This window comes from Mesorhizobium sp. L-2-11 (genome assembly GCF_016756595.1).
GTDB lineage: Bacteria > Pseudomonadota > Alphaproteobacteria > Rhizobiales > Rhizobiaceae > Mesorhizobium.
Genome location: NZ_AP023257.1, coordinates 1,312,337 through 1,337,660, shown reverse-complemented (window position 1 = coordinate 1,337,660; position 25,324 = coordinate 1,312,337). Strand labels below are relative to the sequence as shown.

At 62.8% G+C, this 25,324-nt stretch carries 26 protein-coding genes and 1 tRNA gene; 13 read left to right on the top strand and 14 right to left on the bottom strand.

The genetic code is table 11. The annotated features are described in order from the left end of the window. Positions 1–24 precede the first annotated feature (24 nt). From JG739_RS06440 to JG739_RS06425, 4 genes are all read right to left on the bottom strand, one after another. Complete coding sequence (locus JG739_RS06440) at positions 25–1,050, bottom strand: esterase-like activity of phytase family protein (RefSeq protein WP_202365744.1); 1,026 nt, start codon at positions 1,048–1,050, stop codon at positions 25–27. Continuing rightward, positions 1,047–2,945 (bottom strand): cobaltochelatase subunit CobT, encoded by a 1,899-nt coding sequence (gene cobT / locus JG739_RS06435; protein WP_202365743.1) that lies wholly within the window; start codon positions 2,943–2,945, stop codon positions 1,047–1,049. The genes JG739_RS06440 and cobT overlap by 4 nt, the downstream gene beginning before the upstream one ends. A gap of 47 nt (positions 2,946–2,992) precedes the next feature. Beyond that, positions 2,993–3,979 carry a cobaltochelatase subunit CobS gene (gene cobS / locus JG739_RS06430; RefSeq protein ID WP_202365742.1) on the bottom strand — a complete coding sequence of 329 codons (987 nt, stop codon included), beginning with the start codon at positions 3,977–3,979 and terminating at the stop codon, positions 2,993–2,995. 117 nt (positions 3,980–4,096) lie between these two features. After that, positions 4,097–4,726 carry a J domain-containing protein gene (locus JG739_RS06425; protein ID WP_202365741.1) on the bottom strand — a complete coding sequence of 210 codons (630 nt, stop codon included), beginning with the start codon at positions 4,724–4,726 and terminating at the stop codon, positions 4,097–4,099. 193 nt (positions 4,727–4,919) lie between these two features. Here JG739_RS06425 and JG739_RS06420 point away from each other — a divergent pair, with 193 nt between their 5' ends. Further along, positions 4,920–5,222: a BolA family protein gene (locus JG739_RS06420; protein ID WP_202365740.1), complete on the top strand. Its 303-nt coding sequence runs from the start codon at positions 4,920–4,922 to the stop codon at positions 5,220–5,222. A gap of 3 nt (positions 5,223–5,225) precedes the next feature. On the opposite strand, the gene JG739_RS06415 is transcribed toward JG739_RS06420, so the two are convergent. From JG739_RS06415 to JG739_RS06400, 4 genes are all read right to left on the bottom strand, one after another. Then, positions 5,226–6,029 (bottom strand): alpha/beta hydrolase, encoded by an 804-nt coding sequence (locus JG739_RS06415; RefSeq protein WP_202365739.1) that lies wholly within the window; start codon positions 6,027–6,029, stop codon positions 5,226–5,228. A 100-nt stretch (positions 6,030–6,129) separates the two neighbouring features. Next, on the bottom strand, positions 6,130–7,023 hold the full coding sequence (locus JG739_RS06410; protein WP_202365738.1) for an HlyC/CorC family transporter: 894 nt from the start codon (positions 7,021–7,023) through the stop codon (positions 6,130–6,132). After that, the gene (aroB, locus tag JG739_RS06405; RefSeq protein ID WP_202365737.1) at positions 7,020–8,183 is read right to left on the bottom strand and encodes a 3-dehydroquinate synthase; all 1,164 of its coding nucleotides are present in this window, start codon (positions 8,181–8,183) and stop codon (positions 7,020–7,022) included. The genes JG739_RS06410 and aroB overlap by 4 nt, the downstream gene beginning before the upstream one ends. Further along, positions 8,180–8,785 carry a shikimate kinase gene (locus JG739_RS06400; RefSeq protein WP_202365736.1) on the bottom strand — a complete coding sequence of 202 codons (606 nt, stop codon included), beginning with the start codon at positions 8,783–8,785 and terminating at the stop codon, positions 8,180–8,182. The genes aroB and JG739_RS06400 overlap by 4 nt, the downstream gene beginning before the upstream one ends. Before the next feature lie 268 nt (positions 8,786–9,053). Here JG739_RS06400 and JG739_RS06395 point away from each other — a divergent pair, with 268 nt between their 5' ends. The 5 genes from JG739_RS06395 to JG739_RS06375 all read left to right on the top strand — a co-directional run bounded on the left by JG739_RS06395 (position 9,054) and on the right by JG739_RS06375 (position 13,000). After that, on the top strand, positions 9,054–9,206 hold the full coding sequence (locus JG739_RS06395) for a histidine kinase (protein ID WP_202365735.1): 153 nt from the start codon (positions 9,054–9,056) through the stop codon (positions 9,204–9,206). 21 nt (positions 9,207–9,227) lie between these two features. Further along, entirely contained in the window at positions 9,228–10,145 is a 918-nt protein-coding gene (locus tag JG739_RS06390) for a site-specific tyrosine recombinase XerD (RefSeq protein ID WP_202365734.1), read from the top strand. 99 nt (positions 10,146–10,244) lie between these two features. Next, the gene (locus JG739_RS06385; RefSeq protein ID WP_202365733.1) at positions 10,245–11,195 is read left to right on the top strand and encodes an acetyl-CoA carboxylase carboxyltransferase subunit alpha; all 951 of its coding nucleotides are present in this window, start codon (positions 10,245–10,247) and stop codon (positions 11,193–11,195) included. 195 nt (positions 11,196–11,390) lie between these two features. After that, positions 11,391–12,719 carry a L,D-transpeptidase family protein gene (locus JG739_RS06380; protein WP_202365732.1) on the top strand — a complete coding sequence of 443 codons (1,329 nt, stop codon included), beginning with the start codon at positions 11,391–11,393 and terminating at the stop codon, positions 12,717–12,719. 5 nt (positions 12,720–12,724) lie between these two features. Further along, entirely contained in the window at positions 12,725–13,000 is a 276-nt protein-coding gene (locus JG739_RS06375) for a sulfurtransferase TusA family protein (protein ID WP_202365731.1), read from the top strand. 181 nt (positions 13,001–13,181) lie between these two features. On the opposite strand, the gene JG739_RS06370 is transcribed toward JG739_RS06375, so the two are convergent. Together JG739_RS06370 and JG739_RS06365 are read right to left on the bottom strand one after the other, a co-directional pair. Further along, positions 13,182–14,276, bottom strand: a complete 1,095-nt coding sequence (locus JG739_RS06370) for a CobW family GTP-binding protein (RefSeq protein WP_202365730.1) — start codon at positions 14,274–14,276, stop codon at positions 13,182–13,184. Positions 14,277–14,280: 4 nt separating this feature from the next. Continuing rightward, positions 14,281–15,465, bottom strand: a complete 1,185-nt coding sequence (locus tag JG739_RS06365) for a D-alanyl-D-alanine carboxypeptidase family protein (protein WP_202367360.1) — start codon at positions 15,463–15,465, stop codon at positions 14,281–14,283. A 305-nt stretch (positions 15,466–15,770) separates the two neighbouring features. Here JG739_RS06365 and JG739_RS06360 point away from each other — a divergent pair, with 305 nt between their 5' ends. Beyond that, entirely contained in the window at positions 15,771–16,934 is a 1,164-nt protein-coding gene (locus tag JG739_RS06360) for a M20 aminoacylase family protein (RefSeq protein ID WP_202365729.1), read from the top strand. Between the two features lie 185 nt (positions 16,935–17,119). Here JG739_RS06360 and JG739_RS06355 read toward each other — a convergent pair whose 3' ends face one another. Next, on the bottom strand, positions 17,120–17,419 hold the full coding sequence (locus JG739_RS06355; RefSeq protein ID WP_202365728.1) for a DUF768 domain-containing protein: 300 nt from the start codon (positions 17,417–17,419) through the stop codon (positions 17,120–17,122). A gap of 149 nt (positions 17,420–17,568) precedes the next feature. Here JG739_RS06355 and JG739_RS06350 point away from each other — a divergent pair. From JG739_RS06350 to JG739_RS06335, 4 genes are all read left to right on the top strand, one after another. Then, positions 17,569–17,645, top strand: a tRNA-Arg gene (locus JG739_RS06350). A 376-nt stretch (positions 17,646–18,021) separates the two neighbouring features. Continuing rightward, positions 18,022–18,219 (top strand): hypothetical protein, encoded by a 198-nt coding sequence (locus JG739_RS06345; RefSeq protein WP_202365727.1) that lies wholly within the window; start codon positions 18,022–18,024, stop codon positions 18,217–18,219. Between the two features lie 522 nt (positions 18,220–18,741). Further along, the gene (locus JG739_RS06340; protein ID WP_202365726.1) at positions 18,742–18,963 is read left to right on the top strand and encodes a hypothetical protein; all 222 of its coding nucleotides are present in this window, start codon (positions 18,742–18,744) and stop codon (positions 18,961–18,963) included. Next, positions 18,960–19,316 (top strand): hypothetical protein, encoded by a 357-nt coding sequence (locus JG739_RS06335; RefSeq protein ID WP_202367733.1) that lies wholly within the window; start codon positions 18,960–18,962, stop codon positions 19,314–19,316. The genes JG739_RS06340 and JG739_RS06335 overlap by 4 nt, the downstream gene beginning before the upstream one ends. A gap of 221 nt (positions 19,317–19,537) precedes the next feature. Here the strand turns inward: JG739_RS06335 and JG739_RS06330 are convergent, their stop codons facing one another. Then, positions 19,538–19,771, bottom strand: a complete 234-nt coding sequence (locus JG739_RS06330; RefSeq protein ID WP_202365725.1) for a hypothetical protein — start codon at positions 19,769–19,771, stop codon at positions 19,538–19,540. Positions 19,772–19,991: 220 nt separating this feature from the next. Between JG739_RS06330 and JG739_RS06325 the strand changes: the two genes are divergently transcribed. Beyond that, positions 19,992–20,162 (top strand): hypothetical protein, encoded by a 171-nt coding sequence (locus JG739_RS06325; protein ID WP_202365724.1) that lies wholly within the window; start codon positions 19,992–19,994, stop codon positions 20,160–20,162. Positions 20,163–20,291: 129 nt separating this feature from the next. Further along, on the top strand, positions 20,292–21,902 hold the full coding sequence (locus JG739_RS06320) for an alpha/beta hydrolase (RefSeq protein WP_202365723.1): 1,611 nt from the start codon (positions 20,292–20,294) through the stop codon (positions 21,900–21,902). 284 nt (positions 21,903–22,186) lie between these two features. On the opposite strand, the gene JG739_RS06315 is transcribed toward JG739_RS06320, so the two are convergent. Further along, the gene (locus JG739_RS06315) at positions 22,187–23,446 is read right to left on the bottom strand and encodes an HlyD family type I secretion periplasmic adaptor subunit (protein ID WP_202365722.1); all 1,260 of its coding nucleotides are present in this window, start codon (positions 23,444–23,446) and stop codon (positions 22,187–22,189) included. A gap of 59 nt (positions 23,447–23,505) precedes the next feature. After that, positions 23,506–25,263, bottom strand: a complete 1,758-nt coding sequence (locus JG739_RS06310; protein WP_202365721.1) for a type I secretion system permease/ATPase — start codon at positions 25,261–25,263, stop codon at positions 23,506–23,508. Positions 25,264–25,324 lie beyond the last annotated feature (61 nt).

Sequence of the window (25,324 nt, the reverse complement as noted above, 5' to 3'; positions counted from 1 at the left end):
TCGGCCGTCCTTGCCGACCGCCTCTCAATCCTCGTGCAGCACAAATTCCAGATAGAGATTGCGCTGCAGCATCGAGTGGTTGTCGTCCGAGACCAGCGACACCATCAGCGCGCCGTCGTCGCGGGTCCAGACGTCGAGACCTTCCATATTGTCGATCTGGTAGCCCATATCGGCTTCCATCAGCACCGGCCCGTCGGCAACGGCGCCCTTCTCGACGCTTTCGCCATAGATGCGCCGCAGCCGCATCTTGACGCCGCCGGCCATCGAAAAGCTGCGCTCCAAAAGCAAGAGGTCGCCGTCCGGCAGGAAGGCGCCGTCGGCAATGTCGAAATTGCCGTTGCGCTTGACAGTGAAGACGCCCTTGTGCGGCCCTTCGATAACAGCCGCATAGATGTTGCCTGATTTGTCGAGGCTCTTTTCCGACACCACGACCAGCCCGCCTTGGTGCTGGCCGTCAGGATTGGCGTGGGTGACGGTCTCAAAGCCGCGATTGCGGCGAAGCTCCCAGGGCGGAACCAGGAAGTCCAATTGCCTGAACTGCGGCTTCATGCCGTCCGGGTCGACCTCGAACTGGGCGACACGGTGGCTGCGCTCGAACCCGACCGTGGCGATCCCGTCCTTGACCGCAAGGCCTTCGGCGTCGACCTCCCATTTTTCGTCGATCGGCTGGTCCGCCTCGTCGGCCATCTGCTGCATATGGAAATTCCGGATGCCGGATGGGCGCTTGTCGGCATCATGGGTGACGGTGCCGAAGAACCAGAAACCGGTGTCGGCGACGCCGATGAAATCACTGCCGGGCTTGCGGAAGCGAAACGCCGACAGCGCGCCGAAATCGCGTGACGGCGAGGTCATTTCCAGTCCGCCGACGAATTCGAGCGGGCCGAACCGCTTTTCGTCACCGCCGATATGAAACCGGTCGATCAGCCGTGCCGAGATTTCGATCAGCTCGACCGAAACGGTGCCGGCAGCGGTGGGAGCCGACAAGGCGATGCTGGCAACGAACGTGGCGGCGAAAAGCGTCTGCCGAAAGCCGCCCCGCAAAAAAATCATCCGGCGCGCCGCATGCCGCCGCGTCGCGTGTCGCGCATGCTTTCCTCGCCAAACAGCGAGGCCAGCTGCTCGGTCATGGCCCCGGCCAGTTCCTCGGCATCGACGATGGTGACGGCGCGGCGATAGTAACGGGTAACGTCATGGCCGATGCCGATGGCCAACAGCTCGACCGGCGAGCGCGTCTCGATCAGTTCGATCACCGCGCGCAGATGCCGTTCGAGATAGTTGCCCGGATTGACCGACAGCGTCGAATCGTCGACCGGCGCGCCGTCCGAGATCATCATCAGGATCTTGCGCTGCTCCGGCCGCGCGATCAGGCGGTTGTGGGCCCACAGCAGCGCCTCGCCGTCGATGTTTTCCTTGAGCAGGCCCTCGCGCATCATCAGGCCGAGATTGCGCCGCGCCCGCCGCCACGGATGGTCGGCGGATTTGTAGATGATGTGGCGCAGATCGTTGAGCCGCCCAGGATTGGGCGGCTTGCCTTCCTTCAGCCATTTCTCGCGCGCCTGCCCGCCCTTCCAGGCGCGGGTGGTGAAACCGAGGATCTCGACCGAGACGCCGCAGCGTTCCAGCGTGCGCGCCAGAATGTCGGCGCAGGTGGCGGCGACCGTGATCGGCCGGCCGCGCATCGAGCCGGAATTGTCGAGCACCAGCGTCACCACCGTGTCGCGGAATTTGGTGTCGCGCTCCTGCTTGAAGGACAGCGGCTGCATCGGATCGATGACGACACGCACCAGCCGCGCCGGATCGAGATAACCCTCTTCGAGATCGAAATCCCAGGACCGGTTCTGCTGCGCCATGAGGCGGCGCTGCAGCCGGTTGGCCAGCCGCCCGACGACGCCGGACAGGTTGGCAAGCTGTTTGTCGAGGAAGGCGCGCAGCCGATCCAGCTCTTCCTCTTCGCACAGATCCTCCGCACCCACCGTCTCGTCGAAAGCGGTGGTGAAGACCTTGTAGTCGATCTCCTTCGACAGATTGGTGAAGGGATTGTCGTTGCGGCGCGCCTCGCCGGGTGTCTCGGCATCGGCGTCGTCATCGTCGGACAGGTCGTCGGCGGTGGCATCGGATGCCTCCGTCTCGGCCGCTTGCTCGTCGTCGGACGACGCCTCGGTGTCGTCGGACTGCGACTGCTCGGAGCCGGAATCGTCCTCGCCGCCCTCCTCGCTCTGCTCCTCGCCTTGCGGCTGGTTTTCATCATTGTCTTCGGAGTCTTCGGTCTCCTGGTCGTCGCCGAGTTCCTCGGCCATTTCCATGGAAGCCAGCATCTCGCGCACGACACGGGCGAAGGCCTGCTGGTCGTCGAGCTTTGCCGACAGCCCGTCGAGATCGGCGCTTGCCTTCTCCTCGACCCAGGGGCGCCAAAGGTCGACCAGCCGCTCGCCGCTTTTCGGCACGGCGCGGCCGGTCAGCTTTTCGCGGACCATCAGGGCCAATGCTTCCTCGATCGGCGCATCCGCCCTGTCCTTGACGTCGATGAGGTTGGCCCTGGCGTATTTATCCTCGAGCATCGATCCGATATTGTCGGCCACACCCTGCATGGCGCGGGAGCCGATCGCCTCGACGCGGGCCTGCTCGACCGCATCGTAGATGGCCCGGGCCTGCTTGCCCTCCGGCGCCAGCCTGGTGTGGATGCGCGTGTCGTGGCAGGCGCGCTTCAGCGCCATGGAATCGCCGAGCCCGCGGGTGATGGCGATGTCGGCCTTCGAGGCTTTTTTCGGCAGTTCAGGCAACCGGGCGCGGCTGCCGGCGAGCGCCGGCCGATCCTTGGCGAAACCGACTTCGAGGTCCTTGTCGCCGGCAATCGCGCGCATGCAGACGGTGACGGCGCGCTTGAAGCTGTCGGCTTCAGACCCCGTCTTCGACTTGTTGCGCGTGTTGTCGCCCGGACCCGCCATCGATCATTCCCCGCCGCATGACCCCGAAAAACGGAATCGAGCCATGCTTACCCCAGCACCACATTGGCGGCCGATTCCGGCAGGTCCTGGCCGAAAGCGCGCTGGTAGAACTCGGCGACAAGCGAGCGTTCCAGCTCGTCGCACTTGTTGAGGAAGGTCAGCCGGAACGCCATGCCGATATCGCCGAAGATCTCGGCATTCTCGGCCCAGGTGATGACCGTGCGCGGGCTCATGACGGTCGACAGGTCGCCATTGATGAAGGCCGAACGCGTCATGTCGGCGACACGCACCATCTTGTTGACGATCTCCTTGCCCTTGGCGTCGCGATAGTGCTTGGCCTTGGCCAGCACGATGTTCACCTCATTGTCGTGCGGCAGATAGTTCAGCGTGGTGACGATCGACCAGCGGTCCATCTGCGCCTGGTTGATCTGCTGGGTGCCGTGATAGAGGCCGGTGGTATCGCCGAGACCGACGGTGTTGGCGGTGGAAAACAGCCGGAACGCCGGATGCGGGCGGATGACCCGGCTCTGGTCGAGCAGCGTCAGCCGGCCCGACGATTCCAGCACGCGCTGGATGACGAACATCACGTCCGGACGGCCGGCATCGTACTCGTCGAAGCACAGCGCGACATTGTGCTGGTAGGCCCAGGGCAGGATGCCGTCGCGGAATTCGGTGATCTGCAGCCCTTCCTTGACGATGATGGCGTCCTTGCCGACGAGGTCGATACGGCTGACATGACTGTCGAGATTGACGCGCACCATAGGCCAGTTGAGGCGGGCGGCGACCTGCTCGATATGCGTCGACTTGCCGGTGCCGTGATAGCCCGCCACCATGACGCGGCGGTTGTAGGCAAAGCCGGCGAGGATCGCCATCGTCGTGTTCTTGTCGAACAGATAGTCGGGATCGATGTCGGGCACATGCTCGCTCGTCACCGAATAGGCCGGCACCACCATCTTGGACTCGAAGCCGAATTTCTCCTTCACCGGCACGGTGGTGTCGGGCAGGTTGGCGATGTCGCGATCGACCTTGTTCATCTTTATCAACGTCTCCACGGGCGAAGCGCCTGATTTCGCCGGCAATCGATTTTGTCCGGGGGCGGTCTTAGAGCCTTTTCCAACCTTATGAAAGTTGGAAAACGACACGGAGGTCGCTCAGCACAATCCTGCCTGCTTGAGCACGCGATAGGCCTGGAGCACATCGCGGAACCGGTCTTCCGAACCTCTGTCGCCGCCATTCGCATCCGGATGGTGGCGTTTCACCAGTTCCTTATACCGCGACTTGATATCCTTGCCAGTCGCCTTTGTATCAAGGCCAAGCGTTTCCAGCGCCTTGGCCTCAAGCGGCTTGGCCTTGCGCTCACGCGCCTCGCGCGGATCCTTCGGGCCTTTGAACAGGTCGAACGGATCGCGCATGCGGTTGTAGTAGCCGGCGCGGCCGGAACGCTGCTGCGCGAAATCGGGCGAGGAGCGCGTCGAGGCGCCGTTGACGCCCATCTTCCAGGTTGGCCGGTGGCCGGTCATCGCTTCCTTCTGGAAACGGGCGATCTCGGTATCGGGGACACCGGAGAAGTAATTGAAGCCCTTGTTGTACTCGCGCACATGATCGAAGCAGAACTGAAAATACTCGCCCTCCTTCATGCGCCCGACCGGCGCGCGATGGGTGCCGGCCTCCTTGCAACCGTCCCACTGGCAGATCGGCGAACGAGACTTCAGCTCCGCATCCTTCTCCGGGCGGATGCGAATTTTCTCGAAATATTTGGGGTACGGTTTCATCTCACCCATTTATGGGCTGTTCGCCGGTGCGAAACAAGAATTGACATTTTCGCGATGTTCGCCCTAACCGCTGAATCGCGGCACAAAGCGGGCGATCGGCGAATTTTGTCGCGGGCGGCGTCGCCGCGCGTCCTTCCGGACGCGCAAAGGCACCGATTTACGGGGGTCATGCGCCAGCCCTATGTGGTGAAGGGAAGTACGAATGTCCATACAATCGACGATGGAAGGCAAATTGAAGAAGGCGTTCTCGCCGGAGCGACTGGCCATCATCAACGAAAGCCATCTCCATGCCGGCCATCACCATCAGGACTCCGACCATCACGGCACCTATGACGGCACCGGCGAGACGCATTTCCGCGTCCGCATCGTCTCCTCAGCCTTTGCCGGCATGAGCCGCATCGAGCGCCACCGCGCGGTCAACGCATTGCTGGCCGACGAATTGAAGGCTGGCGTCCATGCGCTGGCGATCGAGCCGGCCGCGCCGGACGAAAAGACCAGATGGTAGCAACTAGCCGAGCGCTGCCTTCAGGAAAATCATCACCGCACCGGTCAAGGCGTCGCCTTCGTCGCCGAAATTGCGATTGATCGACATGTGCGAATAGGCGCTGCCGTCGAACAGTGTCACCTCCGTTCCGGTCGCCTGCAGGCGCTCGGCGAAGGCCCGTGAGGCTGAAGCACGACCCGCTGTGCGCGAATAGGCGATGAACGTCGGCGGATGCTTGCGGCTTCCGACATGGGTGGCAGGCGACAGCGCTCGCCACTGCGCCGGGTCGGGAAATGCCCGGGCATAGGCCGGTGTCATGCCGCCGCTCCTCGCAAGCGCCTCCAGGTCATAGGCCCTGGTATCGTTCAGAACCAGCGCCGCGACGCCGGGCAGACCGCCGCGCAGCCCGGTCAGTGCGGCGAGATGGCTGCCAGCCGAATGGCCCATCACCGCTATCCGGTTCGGATCGCCGCCATATCCGGCAATGTTGGCGCGCACATAACGATAGGCCTGCTCGACATCGTTGGCCTGGGTGGCGACATCAGCCTCAGGCAGCATCCGGTAGCCGATCGAGACGAAGCAGAACCCATTGTCGAGCAGGAAGCCCGGCTTGACGTCGACGTTGGTGCGATTGCCGGCTCGCCAGGCACCGCCATGGATGAAGAGGATCACAGGCAGGGAGTTTTCGCCAGCGAGCGTGTAGATGTCGAGCCTGGCCGGTCCGTAGTCGACGGTTTGCGGAGAGGGCGAAAGCCGGCGCGACGCCGCAGAAGCGCTGGCCGGCAACAACGCCATCGACATCAAAAGCAGGGTTCGCCGATCGATCAACGTCACCTCCAGACAGCCAGTCGAAGTGCACGCCGGCGCGGCGAGCGTCCAGTCAAGCATTGATTAGCCACGAAAGAACCTACCAGAACTACTACCAGAACTAAATGTCGCCGGCCGGCCTGATCCTCAGCCTTGCGATCCGGTTCTTGTCGCGCTTCATGACGACAAATCGCTTGCCGTGAAAGGTGAAAGCCTGCTTCTCGTCGGGGATCAATTTCGTCTCGTGGATGACGAGACCGGCAATGGTGGTGGCTTCTTCGTCCGGCAGCTTCCAGTCGAGCGCCCGGTTCAGGTCGCGGATCGACACAGTGCCGTCGACGACAACGGAGCCGTCGGCTTCCTGCTTGACGCCCTGCATGTCGATATCGTGCTCGTCGGCGATCTCGCCGACGATCTCCTCGATGATATCCTCCAGCGTCACCAGCCCCTCGACCTCACCATACTCGTCGACGACGATGGCGAAATGCGCCTTGCGCCGCAGGAAGGCGTTGAGTTGTTCCTGCAGCGTCGTGGTATCGGGCACGAACCACGGTTTTGTCGCGATCTTCATCACGTCGATCTGAGAAAAGTCGTTGCCGACATCGTTCAGCGCGCGCAGCAGGTCCTTGGCATGCAGCACGCCGACGATGTTGTCGAGCGAACCCTTCCACAAGGGCATGCGGGTATGCGGGCTCTGCAGGATCTCGCGCACCACCGCTTCCGGCGGATTGTCGGCATTGACCGAGCGCATGTTGGTGCGATGGACCATGACATCGGACACTTCGAGCTCATCGAGATCGGACAGGCGGCCGATGCGGGCGCGATCCTCGCCCACCGCCTGGCCGTCGCGTCGAAAATCGTCGACGGCGCTGCGCGCTTCATCATGGCTTGAATGCTGCGGCTCGATGCGCTGCAGTTGATAGCCGAAGGCAGCGAGCAGGCGCGCGCGAAAGGCCAAGGCGAGCAGGCCGAGCCCGGCAAGGACGGCAGCGACGATCCAGCCGGCCTCGTTCATCCCGGTCGGCCTCTTGGCCGACCCGGTCGGCCTTTCGGATGATCCGGATGATTCTCCCTCAGAAACGACAGCACTTCCGACGCTGGCACATCCCTGGCGATGAAGGCCTGGCCGATGCCGCGCGTCAGGATGAAGGTCAGCGCGCCGCGCGACACCTTCTTGTCCTGCGTGATGAAGGCGAGCAGCGCCTCGGCATCAGGCAGTTCACCCGGAATATCGGCCATCCGCCAAGGCAGGCCAACGGCGCGAAGATGCGCCTCGACGCGCGCCGCGTCGTCGGGACTTGCCAGGTTGAGGCGTGACGAAAAGCGATAAGCCAGCGCCATGCCGATGGCGACCCCCTCGCCGTGGACGAGACGGGCGCTGTCATATCGGGTGGCGGCCTCGAGCGCGTGGCCGAACGTGTGGCCGAGATTGAGCAGCGCGCGGTCGCCGGTTTCGAACTCGTCGCGGGCGACGACATCGGCCTTGGCGCGGCAGGCCCCGGCGATCGCCTCGGTCCGCTGCGGGCCGCCGGCGAACACTTTGCCCCAGTTTTCCTCCAGCCAGGCGAAGAAGTCGGGGCGATCGATGAGCCCGTACTTGGCGAGTTCGGCGTAACCCGCCCGGAATTCCCGGATCGGCAGCGTGTCGAGCACTTCGGTGTCGGCAAGCACCAGTTTCGGCTGATGGAAGACGCCGACGAGGTTCTTGCCGCGCGCACTGTTGATGCCGGTCTTGCCGCCGACGGAAGAGTCGACCTGCGCCAGCAGCGAAGTCGGGATCTGCACGAAATTCATGCCGCGGCGCACGATGCCGGCGGCGAATCCGGCCAGATCGCCGATGACCCCGCCACCGAGCGCGACAACGACATCGCCGCGTTCCAGTCTTGCGGCGAGCACGCCGTCCACCACCTCTTCGAGATGCGCGAAACTCTTGGTCTTTTCTCCCGCCGGCAGCGTGATGACTGCAGGCTGGATGCCCCCCTTTTCAAGGCCGGCCTTCAACGTCTCGAGGTGTGCGGCTGCGACATTGACGTCGGTGATAACAGCGGCGCGCGTGCCGGGCAGGCGGCGCGAAATCTCGATGCCGGCGCGCAACAGCAGGCCGGAGCCGATCAATATGTCATAGGCGCGATCGCCGAGCCCGACTTCGACAGTGACGGTCGCATCGATGCTCACGAGCGCACCTCACCTGTCGCGGCCGCCACGCCGAAATAGCCGCAAAGCGCGTTCACCACCTCGGCGGCGATGACCTCCTTGCGATCGTCGCGGGTCGGCACGGTAACATCGGCGGTTGCGTAGACCGGATAGCGCTCGGCCATCAACCTCTCGATCACGGCACGGGGATTGGCGCTTTTCAGCAGCGGCCGGTTCTGCTTCTTGGAAACGCGTTCCATCAACAGGTCGATCTCGGCCTTAAGCCATACCGACACGCCATGGCCGGCAATGGCCTCCCGCGTCTGCGCGCTCATGAAGGCGCCGCCGCCCGTCGACAGCACCTGCGGGCCATGTTCCAATATGCGCAGGATGACGCGCTGCTCCAGCGCCCGGAACTCGGGCTCGCCATAGCGTTCGAACAGTTCCGGGACGCTCATCCGCGACACGCTTTCGATTTCCTGGTCGCTGTCCATGAAAGGCAGTCCCAGCATCGCCGCCACCTTGCGGCCGATCGCCGTCTTGCCGGCGCCCATAAGGCCGACAAAGACAATGGAACGGCTGCCCAGCCGGCCGAGCAGCGCGGCATGGCTCTCATCGGGAGGATTGGCTGGCAACGCGTTCATGACACCATGATGTTTCTAAGCAAGGTTCCGCAAAAGTATCCCAGGTTTTGCGACGGAACCTGCGACAAGCCAAGGATCCAGGCAGGCTTTCGTAGGCCAGCCCACGAATGCCTGCTTAGGTCCTCTTGCCGGCGTATCGACATCAAAAGCCTGATTGCGTCAAGCGTGGCGCGGCGGCGGGTCCGAGCTTCGCCCTTGAATTGGCCGGATTGGCGTCTCATAAGGGCAAGGGTTTGGAAACGCAGAACAACAAGACGGGCGAGAATTGATGCCGACACTGTTCCGCTTTGTCGTGACGCTCACGATTCTGGCCGGCATTGTCTATGGCGCGATGTTCGCTCTGGCGATGTTCGTCGAGCCGAGAAAGGCCGAAATGAGCGTACGCATCCCTCCCGAAAAGCTCATTCCCAAGAAAAAGTAAGAAACAGAAAAACTGAGAGATATGAACAGCGCGGCCCGCATCGAAGCCTTTCTGGAAATGATGAGCGCCGAGCGCGGCGCTGCCGAAAACACGCTTTCCAGCTATCGCCGCGACCTCGAAGACGCGTCAGCCGGGATCGACGGCGGGCTCGCTGGTGCCGCCGCCGCCGATATCCGCAACTATCTCGACGAGATAGCCACACGCGGTTTTGCCGCCACCTCGCAGGCACGCAAGCTGTCGGCGATGCGCCAGTTCTTCAAGTTCCTCTACGCCGAGGGTCTGCGCAGCGATGACCCGACCGGAACCCTGGACAGTCCGAAGAAGGGCCGGCCGCTGCCGAAGACGATGAGCGAGGCAGACACCGGCCGGCTGATCGACCGTGCGGCGCAGGAGGCAGCTGACGCCTCGCTGAACGATGGCGACGGCCTGGCGGCGCTGCGCCTGCATGCGCTGGTCGAGGTGCTCTACGCCACCGGCTTGCGGGTTTCCGAACTGGTCGGCTTGCCGGTGACGGTGGCGCTGCGCGACGATCGTTTCTTCACGGTGCGCGGCAAGGGTGACAAGGAACGCATGGTGCCGCTGTCGGCAAAGGCGCGCGTGGCCATGCGGGCCTGGCTCGTTGCCCGGGCAACGGTGCCGGCTTTGGCGGATAGTCCGTTCCTGTTTCCGGCGGCAAGCGACAGCGGCTATCTCTCCAGGCAGGTCTTCGCCCGCGACCTGAAGGGCCTTGCTGCGCGGGCCGGCATCGCCTCGGCGAAAATATCGCCGCATGTGCTGCGCCATGCTTTCGCCAGCCATCTCCTGCAGAACGGCGCCGATCTCAGGGCCGTGCAGCAGTTGCTTGGCCATGCCGATATTTCGACGACGCAGATTTATACACATGTGCTGGAGGAGCGGCTGGTGCGGCTGGTCAACGATCATCATCCGCTTGCCGACTAGGCGTCATATCGCTATGTGAGGGCGACGTTCCACCGCCCGGAGCCTCTGTTTCCCAGGTTCCGTCAGTCATTGCCTCCCGGCTTATCGGTCCGCTCAAGAATGTACAATTACCTCGATTTCGAAAAGCCGGTCGCCGATCTCGAAGGCAAGATCCTTGAGTTGAAGAAGCTCGCCGAGAATGGGGAGGCGGTCGACGTCGGCGATGAGATCAGCCGTCTCGAGAAACGCGTGCGCGATGCATTGCGCGACACTTACAAGGCACTGACCCCGTGGCAGAAGGTGCAGGTGGCGCGCCATCCGGACAGGCCGCATTGCGTCGACTACATCAAGGGCCTGTTCAACGATTTCACGCCGCTTGCCGGCGACCGCAATTTCGGCGAGGACCAGGCGATCGTCGGCGGCTTCGCCCGCTTCCGCGGCGAGCCGGTGGCGATCATCGGCCAGGAGAAGGGCTCGGACACAGCTAGCCGGCTGAGGCATAATTTCGGCTCGGTGCGGCCGGAGGGCTATCGCAAGGCAGTGCGGCTGATGGAACTCGCCGACCGCTTCAATATCCCGTTGCTGACGCTGGTCGACACCGCCGGCGCCTATCCCGGCGTCAATGCCGAAGAGCGCGGCCAGGCCGAAGCCATCGCCCGCTCGACCTCGGCCTGTCTTCGCCTGAAGGTGCCGTCGATCTCGGTGGTCATCGGCGAAGGCGGCTCGGGCGGCGCCATCGCTATCGCCACCGCTAACCGCGTCTACATGCTCGAACACGCCATCTATTCGGTGATCTCGCCGGAGGGCGCTGCCTCGATCCTGTGGCGCGACACCACCCGCTCGAAGGATGCGGCGACCAACATGAAGATCACCGCCCAGGATCTGCTGGAGCTGAAGATCATCGATGCCATCGTTCCCGAACCGCTCGGCGGCGCCCATCGTGGCCCGGAAACGGTGATTGCCGCCACCGGCGATCTCATCGCCAAAACGATGAACGAATTCTCCGGCGCCAACACCGATTTTCGTGAGCAGCGCCGCGAGAAATACCTTTCTATGGGCCGAAACCTCTAGACCATGATCCCGAACCGAAGGTCAGCGTAGCAAATGTGGCGAGATTGAGCACCTTCGCCACAAAAATGCCGCTGCACTCGTTTCAATCGGATTGCCGTAAGGCCCGGCGCTTGCGGTAAGGAATTTTCAAGGTTAACGGGCTTACGGTTGGGCCCGACGCGCTGATGCCTGCGGTCCGAAAGAAAAGACGAAGCCATGTTTGCCAAGCTTGCCCGCACCGCACTTGTGATTGCCGCGATAGGCGTCGCCGGCTGCAATGATTCTTCGATGAAGGATTTTGCCCCCCACGCCAACAAGCCGCTACCCGACAAGATCCTGGCCAGCATGAAGGCCAAGGGCATGACCCGCACTTCGCCGGTGATGGCCCGCATCTTCAAGGAAGAGGGCAAGCTCGAAATCTGGAAGGCCAAGACCAACGGCCGCTATGACTTGGTCGCCAGCTACGACATCTGCAAATGGTCGGGCAAGCTGGGCCCCAAATACACCGAAGGCGACCGCCAGGCGCCGGAGGGCTTCTATACGGTCCGTCCGGCGCAGATGAATCCGCGCTCGAGCTACCACCTTGCCTTCAACATCGGCTACCCCAACGCCTACGACCGCGCCAATGGCCGCACCGGCTCCCATCTGATGGTCCATGGCGCCTGCTCGTCGTCGGGCTGTTATTCGATGACCGACGCGCAGATCGAGCAGATCTATGCCTTCGGCCGCGACGCCTTCCAGGGGGGGCAGACAGAGTTCCAGATCCAGGCCTTTCCGTTCCGCATGACCGCCGCCAACATGGCGCGCTATCGCAAAGACCCGAACTACGAATTCTGGAAGATGCTGAAGGTCGGCTACGACAATTTCGAGATCACGAAAGTGCCGCCGAAGGTCGATGTCTGCGAGAAGCGCTACGTCTTCAACCAGGTCGCGCCTGACGGCGAGACCTTCGATCCGACCGGCGCCTGCCCCGCGACGACGCAGCCGGATTCGCTGAAGAGCGCCTTCAATGCCTACCAGAGCACCTACGAGGCGGCTTTCAACGGCGCGGTCAAGGCCAGCGTGCCGGCGCCCAAGCCGACCATCGGCGGGATCAAGGAAGCCAGCATCGTCTCCGAGTGGTCGAAGAGGCGCGCCCGTGGCGAACGCGTGCCGATCGAGCCGCCTTCGCTTAACGCCGACGGCTCGTTGACGGCGACGGCGCGCATGGGCCGCATCGATTCGCCGGCGGGCCGCAAGATGGCCGCGCTCGACGCCGAGAAAGCCGCCAAGCAGAAGGCCGAGGAGCAAAGGCTAGCCGCGATAGAAGCGGCCAAGGCCGAGAAAGCGGCGGCCAGGGCTCAGGCTGCGGCCGAAAAGCAGACGGCCAGGATTAATTCGCTGGCCGAAGAGGGGGAGGCCATGGCCGCGGCCGAAACGCCTGTCGCTACCGCGACAATCGCATCGTCCCCCGATGCCGCCCCGGCAACAGCGCAGGCGGCGAATGCCGGCGAAAGCAGGACGACAAGGCTGAAGAAGAAGCTGCTCGGCATGTTCGGCGGCTGAGCTTCATGTCTGAACAAGCAGATGGGGCCCAAGAAGACGGGCCCTCAACCAGCCCCGCCGCCGTCTACGACCTCAAAGGTCTGAACTGCCCGTTGCCCGTGCTCAAGGCAAAAAAGCGGTTGGCCACAATGCAGCCGGGCAGCCGGCTGTGGCTCGAAACCACTGACCCCCTCGCCGTCATCGACATTCCCGCCTTCTGCGCCGAGAGCGGCCATCGAGTGATCGAAACGGCAGCGATATCAGGCGGCCATCGCTTTCTGGTCGACCGCGGAGCGAGGTAATCTCCCCCCTCGAGGTCCCTCGAGGGGGAGATGTCGCCGAAGGCGACAGAGGGGGTCGCTGCGCGCAAAGCGCCAACCTTGATCTGCCGCAGGAGGCCGCGCCCGGTCGCGCCGACCCCCTCTGGCCTGCCCTCTTTGCCACCACTTGGCATCTCCCCCTCAAGTGGGGAGATCAGCCGCTTCACCGCCCGGCGATGGCCAGCGGGTTGTTTTCCAGCGCCGCGCGGTCCGGTGTGTCGATCGACGGCCGGTTGGTGAAAGCGGCAAACAGCCGGCGGACGTAATCTTCCGGCATGTCGAGCGTGATCAGCACCAGCCTTGTGCCGCGTTGGCCGTCCGGCCAGGACGGCAGCCGCGCCGGCGGATGCAGGATCTTCTGGACGCCGTGGACGACCAGCGGCCGCGACGGGTCTTCCAGCAATTCTATGACGCCCTTCATGCGCAACAGGCGCTCGCCATGTGCTGATCGCAACAGGTCGAGGAACATCTCGATCGCCGAAAACGGCACCGGCCGGTCATGAACCAGCGAGTAGGAGCGCACACGGGAATCGTGCCGATGGTCGTGATCGTGGTCGTGATCGTGGTCATGGTCACCATGGGCGGCTTCCTCGCCCAGCCAGCGCCGCACGTCGGCGGACTTGGTGGCCGGGTTGTAGAGACCGCAATCGAACAGCGCCGCTGCATCGGTCCTGCTGTCACCGGCATCGAGCAGCTCGGCACCCGGATTGATCTGCCGCAGCCGGGCTCGCAAGGCCTCGACGTCGCGCGGATCGGTGGCCAGATCGGCTTTCGTCAGCACGATGCGGTCGGCGACCGCCGCCTGCTTCACGGCCTCGACATGGGCGTCGAGCGTCGCATCGCCGTTGACCGCGTCGACCAGCGTGATGACCCCGTCGAGCCGGAAGGCCTCGACCAGCGCCGGATGCGCCATGATCGACTGCAGCACCGGCGCCGGATCGGCGAGGCCGGTGGTTTCGATAACGACGCGGGCAAGCCGGGCGATGCGGCCGGTCTGCAGCCGGTCGACGAGATCGGCCAGCGTGTCGACCAGTTCGCCGCGCACCGTGCAGCAGAGACAGCCGTCGGAAAGCTGAATGATGCCGTCGGAAGCCTGTTCGACCAGGAGATGGTCGATCGCCACCTCGCCGAACTCGTTGATGATGACCGCGGTGTCGGCGAGCGCGGGATCCCTGAGCAGCCGGTTGAGCAGCGTCGTCTTGCCGGCGCCGAGAAAACCGGTCAGCACCGAGACGGCTATGGGAAAGCCGCTGCTCATCAGGTTAGTTCACGGCCTTGGTGGGCTCCTGGGCCACGGTGGCGGAACCGATCACTGCCGGCTCGGCGCCGGGCGGCGGCGGCAGGTCGGGCCGCCAGCTCGGCAGCGGCACGTCGGCATATTCCCGGCCCGCTGCATCGAGCATGGCCTTCGGTATCGGCCCGGTGGCGCCGCCAAGGCCGACCGCGACCAATGTTGGCGCGTCGAGCTTTTTCTGGTAGGGCGATTTCGGCGCTTTCTTGTCGCCGACGGGGACGGCAGCTTCCGACTGCTCCTTAGCCGGCTTCTTCCTGCAAATCTCGTCATTCATGTCGTTGACCGATGTGGTGTCGCCATAGGAAGGCAGCGCCGCCACCGTCAGCCAGCCCGGTGTCGGCGTGGCAAAGCCGTGGTCGAGCAGCCTGGCGACGGTCTCGGCGCGGGTGATGGCCGACTTCTCGCCAAGCACCACCGCCACCAGCGTGCGCCCGTCGCGTGTTGCCGAGCCGATCATGTTGAAGCCCGACGGACAGACGAAGCCAGTCTTCATGCCGTCGGCGCCGGGATAGCGGCCGATCAGAAGATTGTAATTCGGGATCTTCTTCTTGCCGACGGCCAGGCCCTCGATCGAGAACCATGCGGCATATTGTGGAAATTCCGTGCGGATCGCCATCACCAGCAAGCCGAGATCGCGCGCCGTCGTATACTGGTCCGGCGAAAACAGCCCGTTCGGATTGACGAAATGCGTTCCGGTCATGCCGAGCCGGCGCGCCTCGGCGTTCATGCGTTCGGCGAAAGCGGCCTGCGAACCGCCGATGTTCTCGCCGACGGCCATGGCGACGTCGTTGGCCGATTTGACCAGTATCATCTTCAGCGCGTTATCGAGCCGCATGACCGACCCCGGCTTGAAGCCCATCTTGCTCGGCGGCTCGCTGGCGGAACGCTTCGTCACCTTGATCGGCGAATCGAGCTGGACCTCGCCCGCGGCAATCGCACGAAATGCGACATAGGCGGTCATCAGCTTGGTCAGTGAGGCAGGATACCAGCGCTTGAAAGCCTCCTGGTGCTGGAGGATCTTGCCATTCTCCAGATCAAACACGATCGTCGGATTGGCGAGAGCCGGACCGGCCAGCGCCGGCAGCGCCACAGCGCCCGCCAGCAATACATGTCGCGCAAACGTGCGCAGCGGTTTTGCGATAACGACCTGCATAAAAACAACAACGCTAAAGCGCGTCGCCCGGTCAAACGCGACGCGCTTTAGCTTGATGAAATGCCTGTACCGCATGGTGGAATCCGAAATCGCCTCTTGCCGCAGTCGCCTCTGGCTCCGTAAGATTTGTTACGCGATCGCCAGCATGGTGATCCGGTCCCTCTATCCGGATCACTGTCTTGCGGTGCTATTTAGCCTATGTGACGTCAAGATGGCAAAGTGCCTGAATGACAATTCTAATACAGCAGGCACAATTGCAAAGCAGCAGGCTGCGCCCGTCTGCTCCAACAGCGAGATGGAACATCATGCCGATCCTGAACCGCGCCGCCGAAATGCAAGACGAGGTCGCCGGCTGGCGCCGCCATCTGCACCAGACACCAGAGCTGAATTTCGACGTCTTCGAGACCGCCACCTTCGTCACCGAGAAGCTCAAGGCCTTCGGTTGCGACGACGTGGTGACCGGCCTCGGCAAGACCGGTGTCGTCGGCATCATCCGCGGCCGCCTCGGCGAAGGCACGAGCATCGGCCTGCGCGCCGACATGGATGCGCTGCCGCTCAACGAGATCACCGGGAAACCCTACGCCTCGACCATTCCAGGCAGGATGCACGCCTGCGGCCATGACGGCCACACCGCGATGCTGCTCGGCGCTGCCAAATATCTTGCCGAGACGCGCAATTTCGCCGGCTCCGTCGCAGTGATCTTCCAGCCGGCCGAAGAAGGCGGCGGCGGCGGCAACGAGATGGTCAAAGACGGCATGATGGAGCGCTTCGGCATCTCCAAGGTGTTCGGCATGCACAACATGCCGGGCCTGCCGGTCGGACAATTCGCCATCAAGCCGGGCCCGATCATGGCGGCGACCGCCGAATTCACCATCACCGTCAAGGGCCGAGGCGGGCATGCGGCGATGCCGCACGGCACGATCGACCCGATCGTCATCACCAGCCAGTTGGTCGGCGCTCTGCAGACGATCGCCTCGCGCAGCACCGATCCGGTCGAGGCTGTCGTGGTGTCGGTGACGAAGTTCCACGCCGGCGACGCCTACAATGTCATTCCCGAGAGCGCCGAGATCGCCGGCACAGTGCGCACGCTGAAGAAGGAGGTCGCCAGGAAGGCTGAGCAGCGCGTGCGTACTATCTGCGAGGGCGTCGGCGCGGCCTTCGGCGCAACGATCGAGGTCGATTACAAGGCCAATTATCCCGTCACCTTCAACCATCCGGAAGAGACGGTGTTTGCCAGCGATGTCGCCGCTGAAATCGCCGGCGAGGCACAGGTGCACCGCGCCATCCAGCCGGTGATGGGCGGCGAGGACTTTTCCTACATGCTGGAAGCGCGGCCGGGCGCCTTCATCTTCATCGGCAATGGCGACACCGCCGGTCTCCACAACCCTGCCTACGACTTCAACGACGAGGTCATCCCGCACGGCATGAGCTATTGGGTGAAGCTCGCGGAGACGGCGCTGGCCGCCTGATGTATACGGCGCTGGCTCCTCTCCCCTTGGGGAGAGGTCGGATTGTCCCGAATTGCCCTTCGCAATTCGGTTGGCAATCCGGGTGAGGGGGTACTTACCAATATGCGATAGCCCTGGCACGTTGAGGGGAGCCGCAGCCGTCGGGAAGAGCCTATTCGGAAATCAATCGATGGTGCCTGGGATGGCTACGGCCCGCTCTTCGGGTCGTCGACCTTCAGCGCCTCCATGACCGGCGCCAGATCACTTTCTTCGGCCGGATCGTCAGCCTGCGGCTGTTCGCCTGCCCTGGCCTTGTTCAGGGCTTTCTCAATGGCCTCCTCGATGTCGCCGATCTCGTCTTCGCGCACCTCGTGACCAAAGCCGGCCGCGTCGGCATCCTCCTCGAATTGCTGAACCAGGACGGCCACGCTCACTTCGCTTTCCGCGGGCAGGTTACCGACGTTCTCCTGGAGCCAGGTTTCAAAGAACTCTTTCGTAGCACTCATGCGGCATCTCCTTCGGCACACTAAAGCGCGGCGGTGGTCCGAAGTTCCGCTGTTTCCGGCTGATCTTTGCGGCCCACTCGCGACCGGCCGCTTGCGTCAAGCTTGCCTCTTGGCGAAACGGTCCGAAGCGGGTATGTGTCGGGCCGCGTGGTCCCGTAGCTCAGTAGGATAGAGCGGCAGATTCCTAATCTGTAGGTCACAGGTTCGATTCCTGTCGGGATCACCAATAAAATCAGATACTTACGGTTGGTTTTCTGGCGCCAATGGCCAAGCGGCGCGCCACCTATTCTCAACCTGCTGCTGGGCCGCGAGAGCTTCGTGGTATGCCGCGGCGATTGCCGGCAGCTGAGCCGCTCTTCGGACAACTGGTAATCGTTGCGGAACATGGCGAGGGCCGTCTTCACGTTGATGCATTCCGCCCGAGGTATCCAAAGCGGCCGAAGGCGTTCTCCTGTTTCTGGCGCTGTTTTTCGCAGGGAGCGCATTGGTCATTCGGCCCATCGCACTTTTCTGCGGCCCGCCGTTTCGACCGAAATCAGGGAACGATATCGCCCCCCATGTATTAGAAACCCATGGACACTATGGAACCCCACGGCCACGGGATGGCGGCCGATATTTTGACATCGGAAGTTGCCAATGCCAGGCAGCGCATCCGCCGGACCGAGCTCGCGCTTCAACGCACTGAAGAAATGCTGGCCGAGAATCTCGCGCTGCGCGACAGGATACGAGCTGCGGTCAAGGCCGCAGACCGCTTGGTGAAGATCGATCACCCCAGCTTTGAAGGACGTCGCGCGGGTTGAATTGGCCGGCGTTTCATTCGGCGCGACCTTCTGACCAGCAATGAAACGCGCTGTTAACGCCGTTCGCGGGTGACAGGATGTCGGACGCAGTTCGAAAGTATAGTCTGCATCCCGCTGTCGGCCGCGGAGGCGGAAATGAATTTGCTTCGGATTGCGCTCTTGTGCACAGCCATGATCGGCCTTGGTATACCGGCCGTTCGCGCTGAGGATCAGCCCGTTCCGCCGAACAATGAAGCAGCCACAGAGCAGCCGCCAGTTCATTGCGAGGGGCAAAACTGTCTCCCGCCGGCGGATAACCCTGTGCAGGAATGCACCGGGCAAGATTGCACGCCAGCTCCGCCGACTGAACCAAGTCCGGAGATTGAGCAGGTCGACTGAGCAGCATCACCGGACGATCTCTCTTTTGGCAGGGATGGCGATCATTCTTCCCGCCCTTCCGACGCTGCACGCTCACGAACAGCCGGAACCAACGGCGACGACAAGCGGTTTACCAATGGAAGGGACTGCAATGGATCTGGGACAATGGAACTTTTGGATATGGAACTGGCGAGAGCCCGACAGCGGCTTAACCGAGCGGAGCTCTCCCTTGAACGTGCGAATGAAATGCTGGATGAACACTGCGGTGTCGGCATCAATATCGCCCTGTGCAGCAGGATACGGGCCGCGCAACGGCGCGTGGTCGAGGCGAAATCGCGGTTGACGAAGATCGATCCCGGCAGCGCGGATACAGTTCGCACGGGTTGAAAATCTTGCGGCCGAGCGACAGGTCGCCGGCGAAGATGGTGCGGGAGCGTTTAGGCCACAGTTCCATCACGCTGACCATGGACACCTATGGCCATCTATTTCCAAGGGCGGATGATACCGCCGAACTGGCATCTGCAGGACTGCATTACTTGGATAAGTGGTTCGCCAAGCGCAGAGGGCCTATTTCGGTCCGTGAACGAGTGATCGGATTGATCGTACCAACCGTGATAGCTGCAGGTTTTGGGCTGCTGATCTATTGGGGCGGAGGCGGATTCTCACTCTACATGTCGCTGTTTATTGGCTGCGTCGGCTCACTAATGGTCGGGCTTCTGATTCAGCGTCCTAAGGCATGAGGGCGCGACATAAATACGACATGGAATCCGCAAAGCCTTGCGTTACATGGATTGTGGGAAGTTTCCTAATCTGTAGGTCACAGGTTCGATTCCTGTCGGGATCACCAGATTTCAACCACTTGGTAAGGGACCGCCGTGCCTTTCGCGGCAGTTTGGTACGGCATGTTTTGGCAGCCGGCTCTGAGTCGTAGTGCTAATTGATACGCCGGTGGGGACAGTCGTTACTGGATCGCGAAGGCGTCCCCAACATCTATGCCTTCCCGCTCGGCGGCGGCAGGTACGGCATCGAAGCAGTCCGCGTGCTTGCCGACGATCTCGTCAGCATGCGCCAATCCGAATGCGACGGCGATCTCGTCACGATACCCCTCGATTGTTGCCGCGGCCCGAACGGAGTGAGTCGGCGCGCTCCTGGACGCTCGGGAGTAGGCCAACGGTGACAACTGCTCCGATGCCATCGTCGCCCATCATCCTCTACCCAAATGGGTCATGCGCGGCCAATGGAAACCACTCTATTGTCGAGACAATTGATAGCTATTTGGTGGGGTAGCGAAAACCACGATCATTCTACTGCGTGGGGAATACCCCTATGCGCCGTGTATTGCGAACCAACCGGTGGGGAGTGTTATGGGGAAGCATCTGTGGTTAGGCTTGGCGTTAGCCTGCTCGGGAATACTGTTGAACCCGCCGGTCGCCGAGGCAAAAGCTTTCAAAAATTTCCAGGGCAAGCAATGCAACCGTGACTACAAACGGCTCTGCCCAATGATGCCGATCGGCAAATGCGATCTCGAAAGCAAGATCGAGCAGTTGTCACTCCCCTGCAAGGCATTCGTAGAGGAGCACCGATAAAGTCGCTATTGCATTTGCCACACTGACCGCATTCATCCCGCCGGGTGCGGCGACGCCAGCTACGAACCGCGTCCAAGCTCAGCGGTGGCGAGAGAATGCCTCAGGGCCTGCTGCATGATGGAGGGCAACATGCACACTTCTTTCCGACGTATGTTCATCAATCTGGATCGAGTACTCTTTAAGCTCGCGTCAGCTGTATTTCTCTTTTGCGTGTGGAGCGGGGATATCCATGCGGAAGAGTTCAAGAAAACGAATTGCTGGTTCGAAGTTCCGCGCGACCGTGACATGACGTGCGGGACCCTCAATGTCCCTGAAAACCGCAAAAAAGCTTCTGGGACTGAAATCACTCTATCGGTGGTGGTCTTCGAACCCGACCGCGAGCGGCATGAGCCCATTGTGTTTCTCACCGGCGGGCCCGGCCAGCCCACCGATATTGGCGACAGGGAAGACATCGAGGCATGGTGGCAGTTCATAAGTGATCAAAATTGGATGATCGGGCGCCGAGTGGTCGTGGTCGACCAACGAGGGATAGGCAAGTCAGTTCCCAGGCTCAGCTGTTCGCGATACTTCAAGGCCGATCATTGGAACTCCATTTCGCTAAGCGTCGATGCTGAGATCAGCTTTGACAAGCTCATGAGAGATGAGGTGGTCGCGTGCCGAAGCGCGCTGATAGCAAAGGGCATTGACCTCTTCGCCTACAACACCGCCGAAAATGCAGCAGACGTCAACGACGTTCGCAAGGCTCTTGGCATAAAGAAGTGGGTGCTCTACGGCATCTCTTACGGCACAAGACTTGCCTTGGAAGTGATGAACGAGCATCCAGAGGGCATCTCGGCGAGCATTCTGGATTCCGTTCTTCCCCTTGATATCGACTACCTCAAGGAAGATGGGCGAAATCTGGATCGTTCTTTGCGACTGCTGGAACGAGATTGCCAAAAATCAAAAAATTGCATGCGCGGACTGGGAGACGCGGTGCGAGCGATCGTAAAGCAGTTGGACAAACAGCCGGTGCTTTTGCGCAGCGATGACAGGGAAAACGCTCCCGCTCAGTACAGATATGTCTCCGGCGCGGATTTTCTTGAGCTTATATTCGGGTTGCTATATGATCGTTACGCTATCGAAGATATTCCAAAGCTAGTCGAGAAAACATACGAAAACGATTTCAGACCGCTTGCGGACATGATCTTTGAACATGACGATACCGAGATTGCCCAGGGCATGGATTTTTCGGTCACTTGCTCTGAGACCAACATTTCCGAGCTGCCTGACAAGCGCCTCGAATACTGGACGAAGTGGATCGGAGAGGCCGACTATACCTGGGTTTGCCCGCTTTGGTTTCCTGAGGGAACGACGGTTTCGCAAAAGCATCCTCGCCGCTTGGATATCCCGACCCTGCTGTTGTCGGGCGAGTATGATCCGGCAACACCAACTCACTGGGCATATCGTGCGGCCAAAAGCCTTCCTTTTGGGCAGGTCGTCGTGCTTCGCGGGATTGGGCACGATGTGATCGATTCCGACCCTTGCGGATCGGAAATTGTCGCCGATTTCCTGGCGAACCCCAGACGCAAGCTGAAGACTGGGTGCATTGGGCAGATGCAGGCTCCGCAGTTCACCGCCGCGGCGGAGGAGCAGTGGCGAGGGCCAGCAACGCAGCGGGCTGCGGCGATAAGGTCGCCAAAGCAGATGAGGTCGCCGTTCCGGTTCAGGCATCGCTTTTCAACATCGCCCAAAAAACACTAGTTCCGGGCGGCAAGCACCGCCAAGCTGCATCACGATCGCGGGCGGCCCTGAGGGCGGCCCGACTCGCTATTCGAGATTCGCGTCGGCGAACCCGCCGCGCAGGCAGCGCCAATCACACACGCCGGCCGGTTTCGCGTCCAACAGGTGGGCGCATGCGCGATCTACCTCGATCGGTATCTGGGCGCCCAGCCGGTTCGGGAACGTGGCTTCGCTATGAGCCCGACGTGATGCCGCTGAAGATCACCCGAGGCCCCGCTGTGAGCATGCTGGGATCGGCATGCGCTTCAGTGCTCACGAAACGCCTTCCGAAAGCTGTCGCGCACCGGCTCGAGGAAATATCCCATCAGCGTCGACTGGCCGGTCACCACCAGCACGTCGGTCGGCATCCCCGGGTAGAGGTTTATGCCCGACATGCGATGCAGCTGCTCTTCCGGAAAGCTGATTTCGGCCAGGTAGTATCTTTCGCCGCTGCGCTGGTCGGTCAGGACGTCGGCGGACACCGACGCCACCTTGCCCAGCAGGATGGGAAGGCTCCGCTGGTTGAGGCCCAGCAGCCTGACTTCCGCATCGAGGCCCGAGCGCACGCTGTCAATGTCGAGCGGCGAGATGCGGGCCTCGACGACGAATTCCTCGCTGGTGGGGACCAGATCCAGGATGGCGTCACCGGGCCGGATGACGCCGCCGGTGGTGACATGACGAAGCTGGACGACCCGGCCGGCATGCGGCGCAAGAATCTCGGTCCGGTTCTGGACATCGCTCGCGGCGCTCAGCCGGTCCTCGAGCTCGTTCATCCTGGTCTGCACCTCACGCAGCTCGGCCTCGATCTCCTTGGATTGCGCGTTCCGCAGATCGGCGATCTGCAGGTGCGACTCGAGAATCTGCTGCTTGGCCCGGGCGATCATCCCGAGCTGTTCGCCCCGGTCCCCCTTCAACTGCGCGAGCTCCCGCTCCAGGCCCATCAGCCGGGGCCGTTTCTCGTAGCCGCGCTCGGTCAGGTCACGGACCGTGGCCACTTCCTCCTCGAGCAGGCGAATCTGGTCGTCGGAAGCAAGCAGCTGCGCTCGATGGGCGTCGATCTGGGACTCGAGCTGCGCCGCCCGCTGCTCCATTATCCCGACCTGATTGGCAAGGCTCGCTTTTCGACCCTCGAAGATCCTGTCCTGGCCGTCCAGCATGGCGCGGATCTGGGCCTCTGACCTCCGAGCCGCGAGGTTTATGGGGTAGACGACCTGGGCTGCTCCCTCGCGCTCGGCAAGAAGACGCGCCTCCTGGGCCTGCAGCGCCCAGTACTGCCGCTCGATCAGCTCCGAGCTCGATCGCGCCTGGACGTCCTCCAGCCGGACCATCACCTGGCCCTGCTCGACGATGTCACCCTCGCCGACCAGCAGCTCACGGATGATGCCGCCCTCGAGATGCTGGATCGTCTTTCGATAGGCGAGCGCCCGCACCTGCCCCGGCGCGCTGGCGGCGCTGGAGAGCGGCGCCAACGCCGCCCAGGCGCCGAAGCCGCCAAAAAACAGGCATATCGCGGAGAAGCCGAGCATGAGCGGGCGGAAAAGCCTCGGCCGCTGAGGGGCGGGTGCTGCAAAATCGCTTGCCATCGTCACATACCCTGCTGCAGGGAAACCACCACCTGGCCCGCCGGCGGGCGTGGAACCGTGGCCGGCGACGGCTGCCCGACCAGCCGGGCGATCACCTGCTGCCGGGGCCCGAAGGCCTCCACCTGGCCCTCCCGCATCAGCAGCATCTTGTCGACATGCTGCGCCAGCGCGATCCGATGCGTCACCACCACCACAGTGCACCCTGCCTGCTTGAGCGCGGCCATGCCTTTGGCCAGGGCGGTGTCGCCGTCGCTGTCGAGGTTCGAGTTCGGCTCATCGAGCACCACCAGCCGCGGATTGCCGAACAGCGCTCTGGCGAGCGCGATGCGCTGGCGCTGGCCACCCGACAGATACTGGCCGCCTTCGCCGATCTCGGTCTCGTAGCCCTGCGGCAGCCGCAGGATCATCTCGTGGACGTTGGCCATCTTCGCGGCGGCGACGACTGTCTCGGGGTCCGTGTCGCGCAGCCGGGAGATGTTCTGCGCAACCGTACCTGCAAATAGCTCGACGTCCTGGGGCAGATAGCCGACGAAGCCGCTCACCTGGTCCCTGTCCCACTGGAAGATGTCCGCATCGTCGAGGCGCACGACGCCCTGCGTGGGCGCGACGGCGCCGACCAGCAGGCGCGACAGGGTCGACTTTCCGGCTCCGGACGGCCCCACCACGGCGAGCGATTCGCCGGCATCGAGCGCGAAGCTCATGCCCTTGAGGACGGGCGGGGTCATCGGTTTTGCGCAATACACCAGGCCTTCGACCGACAGATTGCCTCGCGGCAGCGGCAGCGGCATGGCGCCGATGCGGTAGGCCGGCTCGGCGTCAAACGCCTTCAGCCGCGCGATCGCCGCGCGGGCCGTGACGATGCTCTTCCAGGCGCCGATGCTCTGCTCGATGGGCGCCACGGCCCTCGCCAGCAGGATGGAGGCGGCGATCATCATCCCGCCCGTCGCCTGCTGCTCGATCACCAGCCAGGCAGCCACCCCCAGCCCGAGGCTCTGCACCAGCAGGCGGACGAATTTTGTGGTCGAGGCAAGAAGCGTCGTGTGACGCAGTATCCTCGACTGCAGCCGCAATGTCTTGTTGTTGCCGTCGAGCCACTTCCGCGAGACGGCCGACATCATGCCCATGGCCTCGATCACCTCCGTATTGCGCGCGGTGGCCTCGAGCGCACGCCTGGAAGACATGCTGCCTTCGGCGGCGGACCGGATCAGGCTGCGCGTGAGGAACTCGCCGAGCAGGCCGAGCGAAAGCAGCAGGACGACCGCCCCGAGGCCGATATAGCCGAGCAGCGGATGCAGCAGGAAGGCGGCGGTGATGAAGATGGCCGTCCAGGGCAGGTCGAACATCGTCGTCATGCGCGGGCCGGAGACGAAGCTGCGCAGCGTCGCCAGGTCGCTCATCGCCTCGGGCCCGTATTTGGCGCCCCGCAACCGGCTCTGCACTGCCCGCTCGAACAGTCCCGGCGACAGCTTGTGTTCGAGCCAGGTGGAGATGGCCGCCAGCAGGCGGCTACGGGCAAGGTCGAGGACGCACAGAACGAGCAGCGCGAATGCCAGCACGAGGCTCAGATAGAGCAACGTATCGAGGCTGCGGCTTGCCAGCACCCGGTCGTAGACCTGCATCATGTAAAGCGGCGCGGCGAGCATCAGGAGATTCTCGCAGAAGCTGAAGACGGCGACGCCGGCCAGGCCGGCCTTGCAGGCGCGGATGGCTCCGGCGACGCCGCCGTCCGGCGATGCTCCCTTGCTCGTTCCTTTACTCATAGCCCCAGATCCGAGCAGCGAAAGCTGTATCGAACACCCATATTACTCTCTGCATCCGGTC